This window comes from Fimbriimonas sp. LA-C6, from assembly GCF_055398105.1.
Window position 1 is genome coordinate 4,263,232 of record NZ_AP038796.1, and the last position, 16,048, is coordinate 4,279,279.

Sequence of the window (16,048 nt, forward strand, 5' to 3'; positions counted from 1 at the left end):
AAAACTGTGCTTGTGGGACGGGTACCCTGTGGAAATTGCGGTCTACGTCCGAGAATCAGATAGTAGCCATAGTGACATGTACATCAAGTGCTGTTGACAACATCCCTTTTTCCCCGCTACACTGCTAGCAGAAGCCCGGGGGAGTCCCTTCGCGGGAGAAGGGCAAACACCGATCGTAGGTGTGGGAGGAGGAAAGCTTGCCAATCAAGAATCTAACCTTAGGATTAACCCTGCTCGCAGCTAGCACTGCAGCAGCATCGACAAAGACCCACAAAGACCACGCGTCTCATTCCAAAAAACCGCATAGTTCGAAGGGCGTTTATATCGTCCAGAACGGTGATTCTGATTTCACCATTGCGCACAAATTTCACCTTTACACCCCACAACTCAAGGCGCTGAACCCAGGTGTCAAGTGGGAGAACCTAAAGATTGGACTTCGACTTACCGTCCCAGGTTCCTCACATTCATCCTCTTCTGTTCATGTAGCCAAATCTTCCAAGGGTAAGAAGGCCTCAAAGCCTCAGACCTATGTTGTCTCGGAAGATGACAACGATTGGACCATTGCACGCAAGGCAGGCGTGACCGTATCGGTCATTAAGCAGCTGAACCCTGGCGTGAATTGGAATCGCTTGCGACCTGGCAAGAAGATCAATATTCCTGGATCTTCGAGTCACAGTGAAGTCGCGAGCAGCGGTTCTTCCAAGAAATCACGAATTCGATCTCACTATGCGGTGGTTACATCGGATGATGTGACGATCCGGCGCGGTCCTGGTCGCGACGAGGACAGTATCACGACTGTCGATTCTGGCACCCGTGTGGTCATTTTGGACCATGAGGACGGCTGGTACAAGCTTCGCTTCCCTAAGGGAACGGTTGGCTGGATGCGCGGAGATTTTCTTAAGGCTAGCAAGAACGTGCGAGTTGCACGGGAAGAAGAGCCAGCCGCACCACGACGGCGACGAACGGAGCGTGTTGCTTCAACGGCTAGACGCGGGACTCGGCACTCTCAGACTTATGCGATGGCAGGTTTGGGAGACGGTAGCGGATTGCTGGAGAAGGCCAAGACTTATGCGGGCGTTCGATACCGCTGGGGACAGGCGTCTCGTTCGGGTACGGACTGCAGCGGCTTTACTACACAGGTTTTCCGAAGCCAGGGCGTTAAGCTTCCACGAACCAGCGGTGAGCAGTCTTCGATTGGTCAAGGCGTTGATCGCAGCCACTTGAAGCCTGGAGATTTGGTGTTCTTCCATACTGGACGCGGTCGCCGAATCAACCATGTGGGCATCTACATGGGGAACGGCAAGTTTATCCACGCGAGCAGCGGCGGCGGTAAGGTTCAGGTCAATTCGTTGAACGACGGATTTTATGCCAACCACTACTCGAAGGCTCGACGGGTTGTGTCGAAGAAGGCAAAGACTCAAGTTGCTTCCAAGCCTAAGCCGAAGGTTGAGGTTAAGGAAGAGTTAGCTAGTAAACCAACGGAATCGAAGACTTCGTCAGTTGAATCCGGCGAATAAAGTCGAGGTTTCTTTGAAAGATAGGGCGCTGGGCTTGAGTTCAGCGCCCTTTTTAACGCATAATCTTTCTCGTCTGGCCCGGTCGTCTAGTGGTTAGGATGCCGCCCTTTCACGGCGGAGGTCGCGGGTTCGAGTCCCGTCCGGGCTACCACTCTTCTTAACAATTCCTTCAGTCTTCAGAAGGAATTGGACCGCTTCTCATCTCAACGGTCATGAATCCTAATGTGTATCGGTTTGGTTGCTTAGGTTTTGTGTTGTTACTCATTGTAGGCTTTGTATGGCTGGCTGGCAAGCTTGAGCGATATAAAGAGCATCTGCAGTTGAGTTTTGCTCTTCAAGACACGCAGAGCTACTTCATCAAGGTTTATTGCTCGCGTCATCGGGTCCCTGTGGATTACTCAGCTTTTGGTAGTGTGATGGGGAGTGGGGCCGAATTGAGCACACGGTATCCGAAGGGGATTGCGAGTGGATACTCGTTCCGTTCTGAGGTGGTGGAGCACGGGCGGGTTCGGCTTTTGGTGAAGCCGGTGTTGAGTGCGAATGGGGAAGAGGCAATGAGCGAGTTTAGTCTCGATTGCCCCAGTTCTCCTAAGTAGATGTTAGAGAGGGCGGCCGGAGAAGCCTGGTTTGGGGGCGTAGAGGGTCCACTCGATGTCTGGCTGGAGTTCGGCCAGTCGGTTGCGTAGGGTTTCGCAGCCGGGATGCTCGGTTTGGTAGTGGCCCGCGGCGATGATGAGGAGTCCGCTTTCGGCAGCTTCTAGGGCTACGTGTTGTTTTACTTCTCCGGTCACGAGGACATCGGCTCCTGCACGCTGTGCGTGGATCCATTCTCCGTCTGCCGCTCCGCCTACGACTGCGACTTTTCGGACCTTCTTTTCGGGATCGCCCCATGCCCAGGCGTTTACGTCGAGGCGTTCACTTACCGTGCTGACGAAATCTCGGAAGGTGAGAGGATCTATGTCGCCTATACGGCCCGCTGGCTGCTCGCAGACGGTTTGGGCGGTGAGAATGTCGTATGGCGGCTGTTCGGCAGGGTGTGCGCGTTCTAGGGCCTTTACGACCTGTTTGACCTGGTCTTCACGGAGGACCATTTCTACTTTGAGTTGTTGGAGAGTTTCTGTTTGAAGAGGGTGGGTTTGATAGGTTCCGACGATTTCGGCACCGGCTGATGAGAGGGCATCGATGATGGTTAGAGCGTTCTCTTGGGGGCAGAGGAAGGTGAGTTTGCGTTGGGCGACCATTGCTCCGGACCCGAAGGCCTTGACTGATTTGAGGCCGAGGATTTGAGCAAGAGTATCGTTGATGCCGCCTTGCGCGGAGTCCCAGTTGGTGTGGGCGGCTATGAAACTGATGCCCGACTGGACCAGTTCGAAGACTGTACGGCCGACGTGGCTTCGCGTGTCGACGGTGTTGAGTGGGGAGAAGATTAACGGATGGTGTGTCAATAACAATTGAGCACCCAGTTCTTGTGCGAAACGGACTGCGCCGAGGGAGCGATCCAATGCTACTACGGCGTGTGTTACTGTCTGATGTGGGTCGCCTACTTGGAGGCCAACCTTATCGAATTCGAACGTGTAGCGGGTTGGAGCGATCTGCTCTAGAGATTGGAGAATGTCGGAGACTCGGGGCATATCTCCATTTTGCCAGGCTTAAATAGGAAACAGGGGCTATTATGCCCCTGCTTTGCCTAGCTCACGCGTTAAGTGGTATCCGGCGTGCTGAAATGAATTACAAGTGCTGTTCGTACAATAATCCGCCAGTTTTCTTAACGCTTTCTCGGAAGTTGCATCTAACCCTGTTGGACTTGTGAGACACAAGCCTAGGAGCGCGAATGCTTCTTCTTCGGTGAGCTTCAGTCCTTCAGGATTGTTTCCTGTTGGCATTGAGCCCTCCTTAGTGCTATCAAGCTACATAGTTATGACGCAACATGTTCGGGTTTTGTGCGACCTTTCTTGAATTTCTTAACAAACTTCTAGGCAAACCTCGGCTGTATACTTGCTCAATGCCTAAAGGCGAGTATCTACAGTACGGCGGCCAAGCGATTGTTGAAGGCGTTATGATGCGCTCGCCTCGATTCTTTTCGGTGGCGTGCCGCGCGCCAAACGGAGAGATCATTGTTCGAACAGAGGCCATAGAGAAGACTTGGATTGGGCGTCAGAAGTGGTTGAAGTTGCCATTTTTGAGAGGCTCTTTGGCTTTGCTTGACAGCATGGCATTGGGCATCCGCGCGATGCGGTTTGCGACGAACATTCAGATGGATCCTAAGTATGCGGTTCCTGAGGTTGTGGTAGCACCCGGCACGGCAGCACAGGTAGCGCCTGTGGATGGGGTGGTGGTGGTTCGCAACGCACGGATTCAGGAAGTGGCTGTTGGCGCTACGATGATTTTGAGTCTCGGACTCGGGCTTTTCATATTCCAATACCTGCCGAACGTGGTTGCCGAGTTTTCTCGTGGCCCTTTAAAGGCGTCGCCTACTGTCACGAACATGATCACTGAGATCGTGAAGATCGTGTTCTTCTTTGGTTATATCGCGCTTATCGGGCAGCTTCCGGATATTCGGGAAGTGTTCAAGTATCACGGGGCTGAGCATAAGGCGATCAATGTGATGGAAGCTGATCAGGAACTGAACATGGAGAATAGCTTGAAGCAGACGCGGCTTCATCCTCGCTGTGGTACGAGCTTCGCTATTATTGTGTTGATCGTCAGTTTTGTGGTGTTCACTTTCTTGCCTCGATATCTGTTTGGGGAGCACGCGAAGTTTGCAAACATCACGATTCGGGTGGCGATGGAGATCGTGTTGTTGATGCCGATTGCTGGCATCTCGTATGAGCTGCTTCGTATGGCTGGCAAGTTCCGCAATGCAGCGCTGGTGAATGTTTTGTTTGCGCCTGGGTTGATGAGTCAGTATTTGACGACTCGGGAGCCTGAGGAGCGGCATGTTGAGGTGGCGGTTTTGGCTCTGCAGGCGTGTATTGATGCTGAGGAGCGGGGTTTTGTGGCTGAAGAAGATGCCACGACACTTGTTACGGCTACGACTGCTTAAGTCATTCTTTGCTGGTTCTTTCAGGCATGTCCGCCGAAGAACCAGCTGACCCAGATGGTTACGTATGCCACGCTGCCCCAGATGCAGACGGTTCTGACGAAAGCTCGGTTGTGCTTTGCGTAGTTTCGCATGACGATCCAGGCTGCAACGAGGGTAGCTCCTTTGACGATTGCGAATCCCCATTCGCTTTTTTCTAGGAAGACCCTCATGAGAGGATTCATTTCGACGATAAGACCTTGAGCGTGCAACACTGCGGTACTCACGAGATCGATGAGTCCAATCAGAATTAAGAGCAACAAGCTTTTAGTTGGGAATAATGCACTCATGTAAGACACTGATGCAAACGGTATGCCTTTCAGTGTTTTGTTATGAAATTCTTTTGCAATATTTTTTCTTGAACCTGAGAATGGTCAAATTTGCTGTGGGCAAGGGTGGTTAAGAAGGTGTCGATTTGGGCCTTGGCTACGGATTCTGAGCATGTGAAATTGTTGAGAATTACGCTCACAACGAGCTCTTTGCCAGAGTCTGTTTGCAAGTAGCCAGAAAGGGAAGCGACGTGCTTCAGGGTCCCGGTTTTGCCTTGGAATTTGATGCCGTTCAGCCGTGTTTTGAGGGTGCTGAGGCCTGGCTGAGCGAGGGTCGATTTCCAGAGTGGATACGTGGGTTGCTTTTGGGACCAGAGGAGCAAGGTGGTGATGGCCTTGGTGGTCACGAGGTTCTGGCGTCCTAGGCCAGAGCCGTCTGCGGGGGACACATCGGTGGGCTGGATGCCTACTTCGCGCGTGAGGAAATTTTTGAGTCGCTGCGTTGCTACTTCGTAGGGCTTTGCACCTAGGTCGCCTTGCCTTAGCGCTCCTAAGAGCAGGAGCTGTTCGGCGAGATTGTTGTCACTTAGTGGGAGGCACGCTTGTAGGGTTTGGGCGATGGATGAGCCTTGGATAGTGAAATCGGGCTTTCGAGTGGGGACTTGGGCGGTTCGGTGAAACTTTGAACCTAACAGGGAAGCGGCTGCGGCGTCGGGTTTGTGCAGGGCTAATGTGTCTAGTCGGGTTCGGGTTCTTGGGAGTGTGCCGGTTACTTTGAGTTTCTTTTTGATGGGATCGTAACGGATCACCAGGGGCTGATTCGACCGGCGGTATTCGATTTTTTGGCCGTAATTGTTTGGTAAGAGCACGGGGCGTCCTTTGTCTGCCCAGAGTTCGTATGAGCCTCGGTCCACGGTGAAGGCTGAAATTGGTGCTGCGTATTTGTTGGGGAGATCGTCGTAGTCCCAGCCTGGCGGGATGCCTGGTGCGTAGGGCTCTTTGACGTAGATTGGAAGGCGATGATTGAGCTTCTTCGCGACTTGCTGGAGTTGGGCGAAGGTTAGGAGCGGGTCGCCGCTGGTCTCTACAACTGTTCGATCGGGTTCCTGCCAGATTTGGGTGGTTGGTCGAAAGTCTGGGCCGAGAGACCAAAGCGCAAAGGCGCAGGAGAGCAGTTTTTGGTTACTTGCAGGGACCAGGTGGGTTTGTGGGTTTCGCTCGAAGATGACGTGTCCTTCGGTGTCGCAGATGGATACAGAGACAGTTGCGCCTTGCAGATGCCAGTCGTTCAGGGCTTGGTCGATTTGACCCGTTGCTTGCCAGAACGCGATACATGCGAGCATTTTGCTGTTTTACCGTTCTTCATCAAAGATGGGATCTGGGACGTGGTCGGTTTCGCCGGCAGCGATGTCTCGTGCCATGTGGCGTGCGTATTCTTGAAGGACTGGGTGCGGTTCGCGATCGACTGCTTCGTAAAGAGCTTCTACCACGGGGATTCTCATCTCGGGCAGCCATTCGACAACATGAAACAGGCCATGGATTGCTGAACGACGTCCGATTTTGCTTGGGGCCTTGAGGCATTCCAAAAGGGTTGGACCGCCGATGGTGTGGGGGATGTGGCCGCCCAGTACGACTCCGGCTTTGTAGACGGTGCGTGCGTAGTCGTCTTCTGCATCCCAGATGAGGTTTTTGATGCTCTCGATGGCTTTGTGTTCGTCGCCTGGTGCTTTGCAGTAGGTAGGGAGGTCTTCGAAGAGGTCCAGAACGCACCATTGGGCAGACCGTCTGTGTCGGTGGGTGCGATCGTCTAGGACTGAAAGCAGAGCAGGGAGGAAGCGGTAGGAGCTGGCGTGGGTTTCGATTTCGATACGCGCGTCGTTTGCGACATCTCTATCTTCGCAGTAGAGAAGCTTGAACAGTTCGATGGGGGAGAGCTCGCGGAAGTGTCGCTTAAACCGGCCTTCCTCTTCCAAGGTGCGGTTGATTCGGAGCTGTCGGTGGAAGAGCGGTTCGGCGCCGGCTCTGAGGTTCGCGAGCATCTCTTCTTCCGTACCGCCACGGGCTTCGTACCAGATCTCGTCGCATCGTCCAAAGACGCCGTTCGGGGTACGTGCGATTTTGACTTTGAAGGTCTCGCCGTGTGCCTCGAAATGCGAGTGTGCGGTCCAATCGGACGCGATGACGTGGAAACTGTAGCTGATTGGGTGCGGGGGCCACTGGAATTTGACTCTGTGGCTGGGCTTAGCGGCTGTTGTGTTTCCGGAAGCTTTGGCGACACAGCGGTCTAGATAGTCTCGCAATTCAGATGCGAGCAATTCACCAGTGTCGTCAATCGTAGGTTGTCCGCTCATGTTTCAAGGTGGGAGATTGTGGCTCCCACCTATAACATCTTACCGAGAGATGCTGAGTTGTCGGTTCATGAAACGCCCAATTTGGTCGTGCATTTCCTGTAAATGTAGCTTGGTGATGGAATCAAGGTTCGAGCCGCTCTTGAGTTGAGAGACAAAACGTTGATTCAGTCGCTTGAGTGAGTCGTTGCATACCACTCGAACTTCCTCAGAAATGGCATTGCCCGGTGCTCCGGCTTGAATGATCAGGCCGTTGAGGGCGAAGAGCTGGAGATCTCGACGCAAGGGTTTGATGGGCTTGTTTTGTCCAACCTCGGTAAAGATGTTTCCGAGAATGGTTCCGTAGTGTTCTTCGATGGAGTAGGCACCGGTGGGCGTCTTGAATGCGTTTTCAACGATCTTGTTCGTTGTGCTGGCGCTCATGGAGAGTGCCAACAGGCTTGACTGGCTGTTGCCGATGATCGTCCGAATTGGGGCTGTCCATCCGCCTCCTTCGTCGTTAAGCGAGAGGGTGTTCAGGACATTTGGCGGGAGATCGAAGGCGCCTGGGCTGAAGAAGCTCTGAACGATGAGTCGCATGGCTTCTCGCTGAGTTTGGGGACTCACGGGTTGCAGCGTTGGCTTCTCGTTTGTGTCGCCTTTGAAGTTCCGGTTGTAGTAGGTTCCGCCAAGGAATCGGGCGGCGATTTGTCCTTCCCGGAACGATCTTAAGATCGAGTTTAGGATCGCGACGGTTCGTTCGCTGTAGCTCTCGCCTTTGCGGGGGAGATTCTTGATGGCGTACTGACGTGCGCGTTGGAAGGCTTGGATCTGCTTGGCCGAGAACTCTAGCGGATCTCGTGCACAGTCGAATCTGACGGCGTCGGGGTTGAAGTTATCTGCGTCTTCGTCCGTCATGTAGGCATGACCGCTGACGCTGGATTGGCTCGCTATTTGGCTGAGCATGTACTTCTCGCCGATGGATGTCTTTGCCTCGCTTGGTGTGTAACCGTATTGGATGGCCCAGATATCGTAGGGGCCAACCGTGTTCATGTAGATGTTGCCGGAGCCTTTGAGAATGGCTTGGACGTTGGGCGGGGTGTAGTCCATGACGCTGGCGGAAACGCCTTTATCACTGGTCACCTTGTCGTCGGCTAGCTCGGCAGTGGTGAGATTTGTTGAACCTGCAAAGTTGTGGCGAAGGCCGAGGCAGTGGCCTACTTCGTGGCATACACACTCTGCGAGATATCGCTTCACGTATTCTTCGCGGCTGATTCGATTACCTGCGGGGGTGGCTTCGAGTGCGAGCCAATCTAGGACGGACTGTTGGGCTTTCTCGTTTGCGTAGTCACAGATGTTTTGAGTCCAGCCGTATTTCTTTTCTCGTTGAGCTACTTGCTCAGTGAGCTTGTTGGACTCGAATAGAAGCTGGGTGTCTGACTCCTTTCGGCTGGGGTCGAGCAGGAGAACTTTTTTAGCAAGTTCCTTTGCGTTCTCCGGCGGGGCCGGGAGCATTCGCTGCTTCTCATCCATCACCGTTTGCAGCAGGTTTCCATCGATGGTGATGCTGGCGTTGAGAATTTGCCCGGAGATGGGATCAGTTCTTAATAGGGAAATGGCGGCGAAGGGAGCTTCTGGGCCAACCAGCATGCGGATGACGTTGTAGCGTCCATCTGCGTGATCGTAGTCGGGGTCTTTGGGAGCGTCTTGAACTTGGATTGCGTTCTTGAAGCCGATCTTTTCAAAGGCTCGGTTCCAGTAGAGGACTCCTTCCTTGATTGCAGGTCGGTAGACCGGCGGGATGGATGGATCGAGCGTGAAGACGATGGGTTTGACTGGCTCTGAAGTGGCTGCTTTGGGATCTTTCTTGACCAGTTGGTGGCGGTTGATCAGCTTTTCGTTTTTGTCTGCGCTGAGGAACCTGCCCACCGAGAAATAGTCCGTGGTGAAGTAACCCACGCGAGGGTCCGCAAATCTGGGAATGTATCCCGTGTCCTTGCGCCATGACATGGTGTAGGTCACTTTGACGGGTGCGCTACGGTCATCTTCTAAGCTGTTTGCCGAGCTGATTCCGAGTGCTTGGAGGATTGGGTTTTGTTCACCACCGCCTCTTGGCGTGAAGTAGTGCAGTTTCATTTGCACCGTGGTGTTATCTGGGAAACCTTTTACCTTTTCTGGACCTGAGCGGCTGGTGTCGAGTGCATACATCCCACCGAGTCCGCCTGCGATCATCTCGTTTAGGTGGAGAAATTCGCCCGAAAAGAGTTGCGTGATGTTGACGAGGATCAGCTTTTTCTCTGGATCTTGCTGCTCGATTGGGTAGGTCCCGAGATAGGCCTCGGGGAACATGCGCTCGGCGCCGATTTTGAATACGTCGTCTTGGTCCCAGCGGTTATTGATGTTGGGGCGTGTGAGTGTGAGGGAATCTTCGCCTTTGTCGAACCTAAATGCGTCTACTGCTTGACCGCCGATCGGCATTCCTGGATGCAGCATCATGGAGTTGAGGCCGGTGTTGAATGCCGCTTGGATGAGGAACAGCTTCCCAACTTTGTCTTCGGGCATCTCTAGGTAGATCTTTTTGCCCTTTTGATAGAGCGGCATGTTGCCGTCTATGCGTTTCAGGTCCTTCACGAACTTTTCGTAGTCGACCGTTCGCTCGTCCTTTTTGGCAGGAGTTTTCTTCTGCCCTTGATCTGGCGATGCAAAAGCCTGATTGGGTGAGTTAATGAATGCGAGCGCGAGCGCTACGGCTGAAATGGTGCGAAGCATTGGGCTGTTGGATCTCCTGTTTCTCAAGGCTTGGTACGCTCTTTCTTCGTTAAGAAATTGGCCACAGTTCCAATTGTCGCCTAGTTTTTAGAGTTGCACTAGGTCATTCTTTCCGAATCGGTTTGGATGGACTTTTTCCCAGGCAGTTCACCACAAAAAAACTGCCCTATGAGAAGGAATGTACTGTTAAGGGAGCGACGAATCAACTCGTCAGTTAGTTCACAACAGTCAGGTGAAAATAGCATGAGGACGTAGCAGATGCTACGTCCTCATGGGTTGGTTTAGGCATTGACTTCGGATGGGCTGAACACGAAGCTGCCTTCTCGGTAGTCCACGACGACCTTTTGTCCGTCTCGGACGTCGCCTCGGAGAATGGATTGGGCAAGCGGATTCATGATCTCTGACTGGATGGCGCGCTTGAGGGGGCGTGCCCCGTAGACAGGGTCGAATCCGACAGTTGCAACCTCGCGCATGGCTTCCTCGGTCAGGGTGAGCTCAATTCGCCGTTCGGCTAGTCGTGCTGTTAGCTGTTGGACCTGGATCTGTACGATGCGTTTGATCTCGTTTACGCCGAGCGAATGGAAGACGATTAGGTCATCCAGACGGTTGATGAACTCGGGGCGGAAGGCCATCCGGACCTCATCGAGCACAAGCTTCTTTGTGTTTTCGAAGTTGGTTTCTGTGACTGGGTCGCCATAGTGGTGGGAACCTAGGTTTGAAGTGAGGATGATAATGGTGTTTCGGAAGTCGACCACTCGTCCCTGACCGTCCGTAAGGCGTCCGTCGTCGAGCACTTGTAGGAGAACGTTGAAGATCTCGTTGTGGGCTTTTTCGACTTCGTCTAGGAGGATGACGCTGTATGGCTTGCGCCGCACGGCTTCCGTCAGCTGACCACCCTCGTCGTAGCCTACATATCCTGGAGGCGCTCCGATGAGGCGGGCGACTGAGTGCTTTTCGCTGTACTCACTCATGTCGATTCGGATGAGGGCTTTCTCGTCGTTGAACAAGAACTCTGCGAGTGCCTTCGCCGTCTCCGTCTTTCCAACACCTGTTGGGCCGAGGAACATGAAGGAGCCCATGGGGCGGTTTGGATCGCTGAGGCCGGAACGGGAGCGGCGGACTGCGTCGGATACATGTTGGAGCGCTTCTGACTGGCCGACGACTCGGGCTTCCAGATACTCTTCCATGGCGAGGAGTTTTTGGAGTTCGCCTTGTAGCAGTCTGCTTACGGGGATTCCTGTCCACTTGGCGACGACCTCAGCGATGTCCTCGCTATCGACCTCTTCTTTCAGCATCTTGCTGGTTTGTTGGATCTCTTCTAGTTCCTTGGTTTCAGCTTCCAGAGCTTTCTTGATGAGCGGCATTTTGCCGTGCTGGATCTCGGCGGCTCTCGCCCAGTCTGCTTCGCGTTGGGCTGTTTCTAGCTGTGCTGCGAGGGAGTCGAGTTCCGACTTGTGAGCCCGGACTCGCTCGATCTGGTCTTTTTCTCGCTGCCAGATGGCTCTTAGTCCGCTGGATTCCTCGCTGAGTTCGGCCAGCTTGCGTTCGGTTGCGTTGAGACGCTCGATGCTTGCGGCGTCGGTTTCTTTCTTGAGAGCCTCGCGATCGATCTCTAGTTGGACCATTTGGCGTTCGACTTCGTCGATCTCGGCAGGGACGCTGTCGATTTCTATCTTGAGGCGCGAGGCTGCTTCGTCCATGAGGTCGATGGCCTTGTCGGGAAGGAATCGATCTGTGATGTAGCGTGAGGAGAGCGTGGCTGCGGCAACGATGGCGGAGTCTGTTATTCGGACGCCGTGGTGGATTTCATAGCGTCTTTTGAGACCGCGGAGAATTGAGATGGCTTCTTCGACGCTTGGTTCATCCACGAGCACGGTTTGGAATCGGCGCTCTAGGGCAGCATCTTTCTCGATGTACTTTCGATATTCGTTGAGTGTGGTGGCTCCCACGCAGCGGAGTTCGCCGCGTGCCAGCATGGGTTTCAACATGTTGGCGGCGTCCATGGAGCCTTCTGCTCGTCCGGCACCGACTAGTGTATGGAGTTCATCGATGAAGAGGATGATTCGTCCGTCGGACTTCTTGATTTCGTCGAGGACGGCTTTTAGTCGCTCTTCAAAGTCACCTCGGAACTTGGCTCCAGCAACGAGTGAGCCGAGATCTAATGAGATGACCGATTTATCTCGGAGGCTGTCTGGCACGTCGCCGCTTACGATTCTTTGGGCAAGTCCTTCTACTACGGCGGTCTTTCCGACGCCGGGTTCGCCGATGAGAACGGGGTTGTTTTTGGTGCGTCGGTTTAGGACTTGGATGATTCGGCGGATTTCTTCGTCTCGACCGATGACGGGGTCGAGTTTGCCTTCGCGTGCCTTTGCGGTTAGGTCGATGCCGTATTTTTCGAGGGCTTGGTAGCGATCTTCAGCGTTAGGGTCGGTGATTTTTCGACCGCCCCGGACTGATTCGATGGCTGCTTCCACGCTTGACTTACTGACACCCATTGAGCGAAGGATCTTTCCGGCTGGGCCTTGGTCTTCGGTGAGGGCGATGAGGAAGTGCTCGTTGGAGACGTACTCATCCTGCATCTTGTCTGCGATTGAGAACGACTCGTTGAAGACTTTCTGAAGTCGTCCGGAGATGGTTGAACCGTAGGAAGCGGCTCCCTCTACCTTGGGTGCTTGATCGAGCTCCTTGCGGATTTGTGCTTCGAGGAGTGCAGGATCTGTGCCGATTTTTTGGAGAAGAGGTCGAACGACGCCTTCGTTTTGGATGAGAGCCGCGAACAGCAGATGCTCAACTTCGACGCTGGAGTGGTGGTATTTAACCGCCAGCCCTTGGGCTTCTTGGAATACTTCTTGTGCCTTAACGGTTAGTTTTTCGAATCTCATATTGATGTGAGTCCTTCACGCTCAAGTGAAGTGCGTATGGTTATATCAACGCATTATCCATCTATTTGGTTTCAATTGATTTGAGATTTTATTTGCCGATACAGAATCGGCTGAAAATTTCAGTGATCATGTCTTCTCCAGGTTCCTCGCCGATTACTTCGCGCAGGGAAAAGAGAGCATCTTGCAATAGGACTGCCAGTAGGTCTTCGGGTGCGAGGGCTTTGCATTGGAGGTTTAAATCTGCGAATGTGTTTGCCGCTCGTTCCACGAGTGGGTCTTGGCGGTCGTTGAGATATGGGGTCTCTAGACTGTTACGTGCGTGACGCGCGATCTCTGAAACCAGTTCCTTGAGGCCTGCACCTGTTTTGGCTGAGACGGGCGTTCCGGCTGTGGGGGCGGAGAGCTCTGCTTTGTTTGCGAGTATTTGGACGGGTGAGTTGAAAGTCTCTAGGATCTGTTGATCGAGGTTGGTCCAGCCTATTGTGGCGTCGTACACGTACCAAATTCGATCAGCGTTGGCGGCGATGGCTCGACTTCTTTGGACACCGATGGACTCGATGGGGTCTGAGGTTTCTCTGAGTCCGGCTGTGTCTATGAGGACTACTTTGACTCCGTCGAAGTCTGCTGACTCTTCGACGTAGTCGCGTGTTGTGCCTGGGATTTCTGTGACGATTGCTCTATCTGAACCTAGCAGTGCGTTAAGCAGAGAGGATTTGCCTGCATTGGGTTGACCAATGATTGCGATGCGTAGTCCTTTGCGGTTGATGGCGGCGGATCGGCCATTTTTGAGAAGGGAAGAGGTTTCTTGGTGGAGCCGCTGGGATTCGGATTCGAGCCAGGTGTGGTCGAGATCGCCTAGTTCCTCACTGAAGTCTGTATGGGCGTCTACGTAGGCCATCAGTTTGAGGGTTTGCTCGATGAGGTCGCGGATTTTTAGTCCCAGGGCGCCTTCCCGAATGCGGGTTGCGGCTTTTAACTGAAGTTCGGTTTGGGCGTCGATCAGATCGGCGACGGCTTCCGCTTGGGTGAGGTCGAGGCGACCGTTTAGAAAGGCGCGCTGCGTGAACTCTCCTGCTTTGGCCATGCGGGCACCTTCCTTTAGGCAGGCTGTTAGGAGTCCTTGGATGGATGCTTGAGAGCCATGGATGGACATTTCGACGGTTTCGTCTCCGGTGAAGCTTTGGCCGCTAGGGAAGGGGAGCAGTAGGCCATCGTCACCGTGGGAGAAGTTTCCGTAGATTGCCTTTCTAGGTTCAACTTGCGCTGGCCAGGGCGTGAACACTGAGCTGGCAATGCGATAGGCATCTGGTCCGCTTAGCCTCACGACGGCCACCCCGCTGGGCGGCGTACCGCTAATGGGTGCGACGATTGTGTCCGTTTGCGAAGAAATCATGTTATTTAACTTTCAGATTGTTCTGAAACAATGATAAGATTGGTTTGTGAATTACAGGTGGGAGGAAGCTTCTGAGAGTTCGACGATATCAGTTTGGCGCATGCTCGGTGCCGCATTGGCTGCTGCGATTATCACCGCTGGAATTGGTGTTCTTCTTGGTCTTGTCGTATTTGACAAGAGCGGGCGGTTTGCCTATGGCTATTTGCTGTTTTTGGGTTTGCCGCTCTTCCAGGGTTATCTCGCTTCAATTTTTCTAAAGCCAGAACCACTTCACCAGGGTAGGCATTACATCACGACAAGCATTTTGAGTGTTGGGATGAGTGGGTTGGGGCTCTTGTGTTTCGGAGCGGAGGGTGTTGTTTGCATCGTTATGGCAATCCCTCTTGTGGTGCCTCTTGCCATCGGCGGCGCCTATATTGGACATACCCTGCGCTCAAGGGGCGGAGGTGGGGCTTTCGGTTTTGTGTGGATTGTCCCTGTCGCTTTTCTCTCTTTTCAGCGAGTGACTCCGGTGCCGCAAGAGACGCGTATTGTGTCTACGGAAGTGTTGATCCATGCTGATTCGGCTAGGATTTGGCCGATGGTTCGTGAGCTGAGGGCCATTCCGGAGAGTGGGTTTTGGCTCTTTCGGCTGGGTGTCGCTCACCCGTATCGAGCGGAGATGTTGGGGCCCTCAGCCCGTGTTTGCCGGCTCACTACGGGTGACATGTTTGAGACGGTTACGGTTGATGAGTCTCCTCGATTGTTCAGGTTTGCGGTGTTGAATACGCCTGCAAGCATGAAGGAAATGAACCCATTTCACGATGTTAAGGCAAACCACTTGAATGGGAACTATGAATGTGAATGGGGTCAGTTTGAGTTTATTCCTCAACCGGGAGGGTGGACTTTGTTGCGTGGAACCTCGTGTTATCACTACCGGATGGGGCCCGCGTGGTACTGGAATTTGTGGACTGATAAGATTGTTCATGAAGTTCATGAAAGTGTTCTTGGGGAGATCAAGCGCAAAGCGGAGAAATCCTCGCTAAACTAGCGCAATGCGATATCAAGATCAAGTAGTTCGGCAAACGCAAAAGGCGCTTGAAGACATATGCCGCGCTGCTCAGGCTGTGCCGAGTGACAAAGTTGAATGGTCCCCGATGGGGGATGTTCGCTCCACTTTGAGCCAGATGCAGGAGATCGCTAGCGGCGGTCGGTGGTTTTTGCCTATGGTGAGAGAGGGGAAGGTTCCTGACTTTGACCAGCACGCTCGGCGCGAGGCTGAGCAGTTGCGGAAGAGCTATGACACGGTTGAAAAGTGCATTGAGGCCGCCCGAACATCGACATCGGACTTGTGCCAAGCGATCTCTGCGGTGAGTGATGAGATGCTGGAGCGGGAGCTGTATCTACCGTTTGGTGGTGGAATGACAGCAACAATGGCAGATGTTTTAAGCATGCATGCGTGGAACATGACCTATCACTTGGGCCAGATCAACCAGATTCAGTTGATGCTGGGTGACCGAGAAATGCATTGATCACAACACGGGGAAGGGCGGGATTACTTCGAGGAAGTCTTCGCCGCCTGGAACTCGGGGTGTTGCTTCAGGAGCCTGGGGATATAGAAAGACGTTGCATTGAGGTTATTTGCTTCAAAGAAGCCGTTCTCGGCCTGTTTTGAGGAAAAACTTAACGCAGGGTTGACATGTAGGTCCTCTGGCGGTATCATATTGAGGTCGGCAGCGCTGAAGAGCGGTTCGAAAGAAAGACAGACGAACTGAAGAAAAGCGGTGTTGGCCAGCGAAGTGAGAACTTTGACAGTTGCATAGAGTTTAACTA

12 protein-coding genes and 1 tRNA gene are annotated in these 16,048 nt (G+C 53.4%); 6 read left to right on the forward strand and 7 right to left on the reverse strand.

The features are described from left to right. The first annotated feature begins 197 nt into the window (after positions 1–197). The 3 genes from ACZ51B_RS19650 to ACZ51B_RS19660 all read left to right on the forward strand — a co-directional run bounded on the left by ACZ51B_RS19650 (position 198) and on the right by ACZ51B_RS19660 (position 2,113). Complete coding sequence (locus tag ACZ51B_RS19650; RefSeq protein ID WP_464295045.1) at positions 198–1,517, forward strand: NlpC/P60 family protein; 1,320 nt, start codon at positions 198–200, stop codon at positions 1,515–1,517. Positions 1,518–1,592: 75 nt separating this feature from the next. Next, positions 1,593–1,668: transfer RNA gene (locus tag ACZ51B_RS19655), tRNA-Glu, on the forward strand. Positions 1,669–1,729: 61 nt separating this feature from the next. Further along, positions 1,730–2,113, forward strand: coding sequence for a hypothetical protein (locus ACZ51B_RS19660; protein WP_464295046.1), 384 nt, complete (start codon positions 1,730–1,732; stop codon positions 2,111–2,113). Positions 2,114–2,116: 3 nt separating this feature from the next. On the opposite strand, the gene ACZ51B_RS19665 is transcribed toward ACZ51B_RS19660, so the two are convergent. Beyond that, complete coding sequence (locus ACZ51B_RS19665) at positions 2,117–3,148, reverse strand: Nif3-like dinuclear metal center hexameric protein (RefSeq protein WP_464295047.1); 1,032 nt, start codon at positions 3,146–3,148, stop codon at positions 2,117–2,119. Between the two features lie 371 nt (positions 3,149–3,519). Here ACZ51B_RS19665 and ACZ51B_RS19670 point away from each other — a divergent pair, with 371 nt between their 5' ends. After that, a complete protein-coding gene (locus tag ACZ51B_RS19670; protein ID WP_464295048.1) occupies positions 3,520–4,560 on the forward strand; it encodes a DUF1385 domain-containing protein in 1,041 nt (346 codons plus the stop codon). A gap of 20 nt (positions 4,561–4,580) precedes the next feature. Here the strand turns inward: ACZ51B_RS19670 and ACZ51B_RS19675 are convergent, their stop codons facing one another. The 6 genes from ACZ51B_RS19675 to mnmE form a co-directional block, all read right to left on the reverse strand. Then, positions 4,581–4,859 (reverse strand): DUF5658 family protein, encoded by a 279-nt coding sequence (locus tag ACZ51B_RS19675; RefSeq protein ID WP_464295049.1) that lies wholly within the window; start codon positions 4,857–4,859, stop codon positions 4,581–4,583. Positions 4,860–4,915: 56 nt separating this feature from the next. Further along, a complete protein-coding gene (dacB, locus tag ACZ51B_RS19680) occupies positions 4,916–6,208 on the reverse strand; it encodes a D-alanyl-D-alanine carboxypeptidase/D-alanyl-D-alanine endopeptidase (RefSeq protein WP_464295050.1) in 1,293 nt (430 codons plus the stop codon). A gap of 9 nt (positions 6,209–6,217) precedes the next feature. Next, positions 6,218–7,216, reverse strand: coding sequence for a hypothetical protein (locus ACZ51B_RS19685; RefSeq protein ID WP_464295051.1), 999 nt, complete (start codon positions 7,214–7,216; stop codon positions 6,218–6,220). Positions 7,217–7,255: 39 nt separating this feature from the next. Next, positions 7,256–9,961 (reverse strand): zinc-dependent metalloprotease, encoded by a 2,706-nt coding sequence (locus ACZ51B_RS19690; RefSeq protein ID WP_464295052.1) that lies wholly within the window; start codon positions 9,959–9,961, stop codon positions 7,256–7,258. 281 nt (positions 9,962–10,242) lie between these two features. Beyond that, positions 10,243–12,843, reverse strand: a complete 2,601-nt coding sequence (gene clpB, locus ACZ51B_RS19695) for an ATP-dependent chaperone ClpB (protein ID WP_464295053.1) — start codon at positions 12,841–12,843, stop codon at positions 10,243–10,245. An 88-nt stretch (positions 12,844–12,931) separates the two neighbouring features. Then, positions 12,932–14,236: a tRNA uridine-5-carboxymethylaminomethyl(34) synthesis GTPase MnmE gene (gene mnmE / locus ACZ51B_RS19700; RefSeq protein ID WP_464295054.1), complete on the reverse strand. Its 1,305-nt coding sequence runs from the start codon at positions 14,234–14,236 to the stop codon at positions 12,932–12,934. A gap of 100 nt (positions 14,237–14,336) precedes the next feature. Between mnmE and ACZ51B_RS19705 the strand changes: the two genes are divergently transcribed. Both ACZ51B_RS19705 and ACZ51B_RS19710 read left to right on the forward strand, forming a co-directional pair. Then, a complete protein-coding gene (locus ACZ51B_RS19705; protein WP_464295055.1) occupies positions 14,337–15,266 on the forward strand; it encodes a hypothetical protein in 930 nt (309 codons plus the stop codon). A 4-nt stretch (positions 15,267–15,270) separates the two neighbouring features. After that, on the forward strand, positions 15,271–15,747 hold the full coding sequence (locus ACZ51B_RS19710) for a DinB family protein (RefSeq protein ID WP_464295056.1): 477 nt from the start codon (positions 15,271–15,273) through the stop codon (positions 15,745–15,747). The last annotated feature ends 301 nt before the right edge of the window (positions 15,748–16,048 follow it).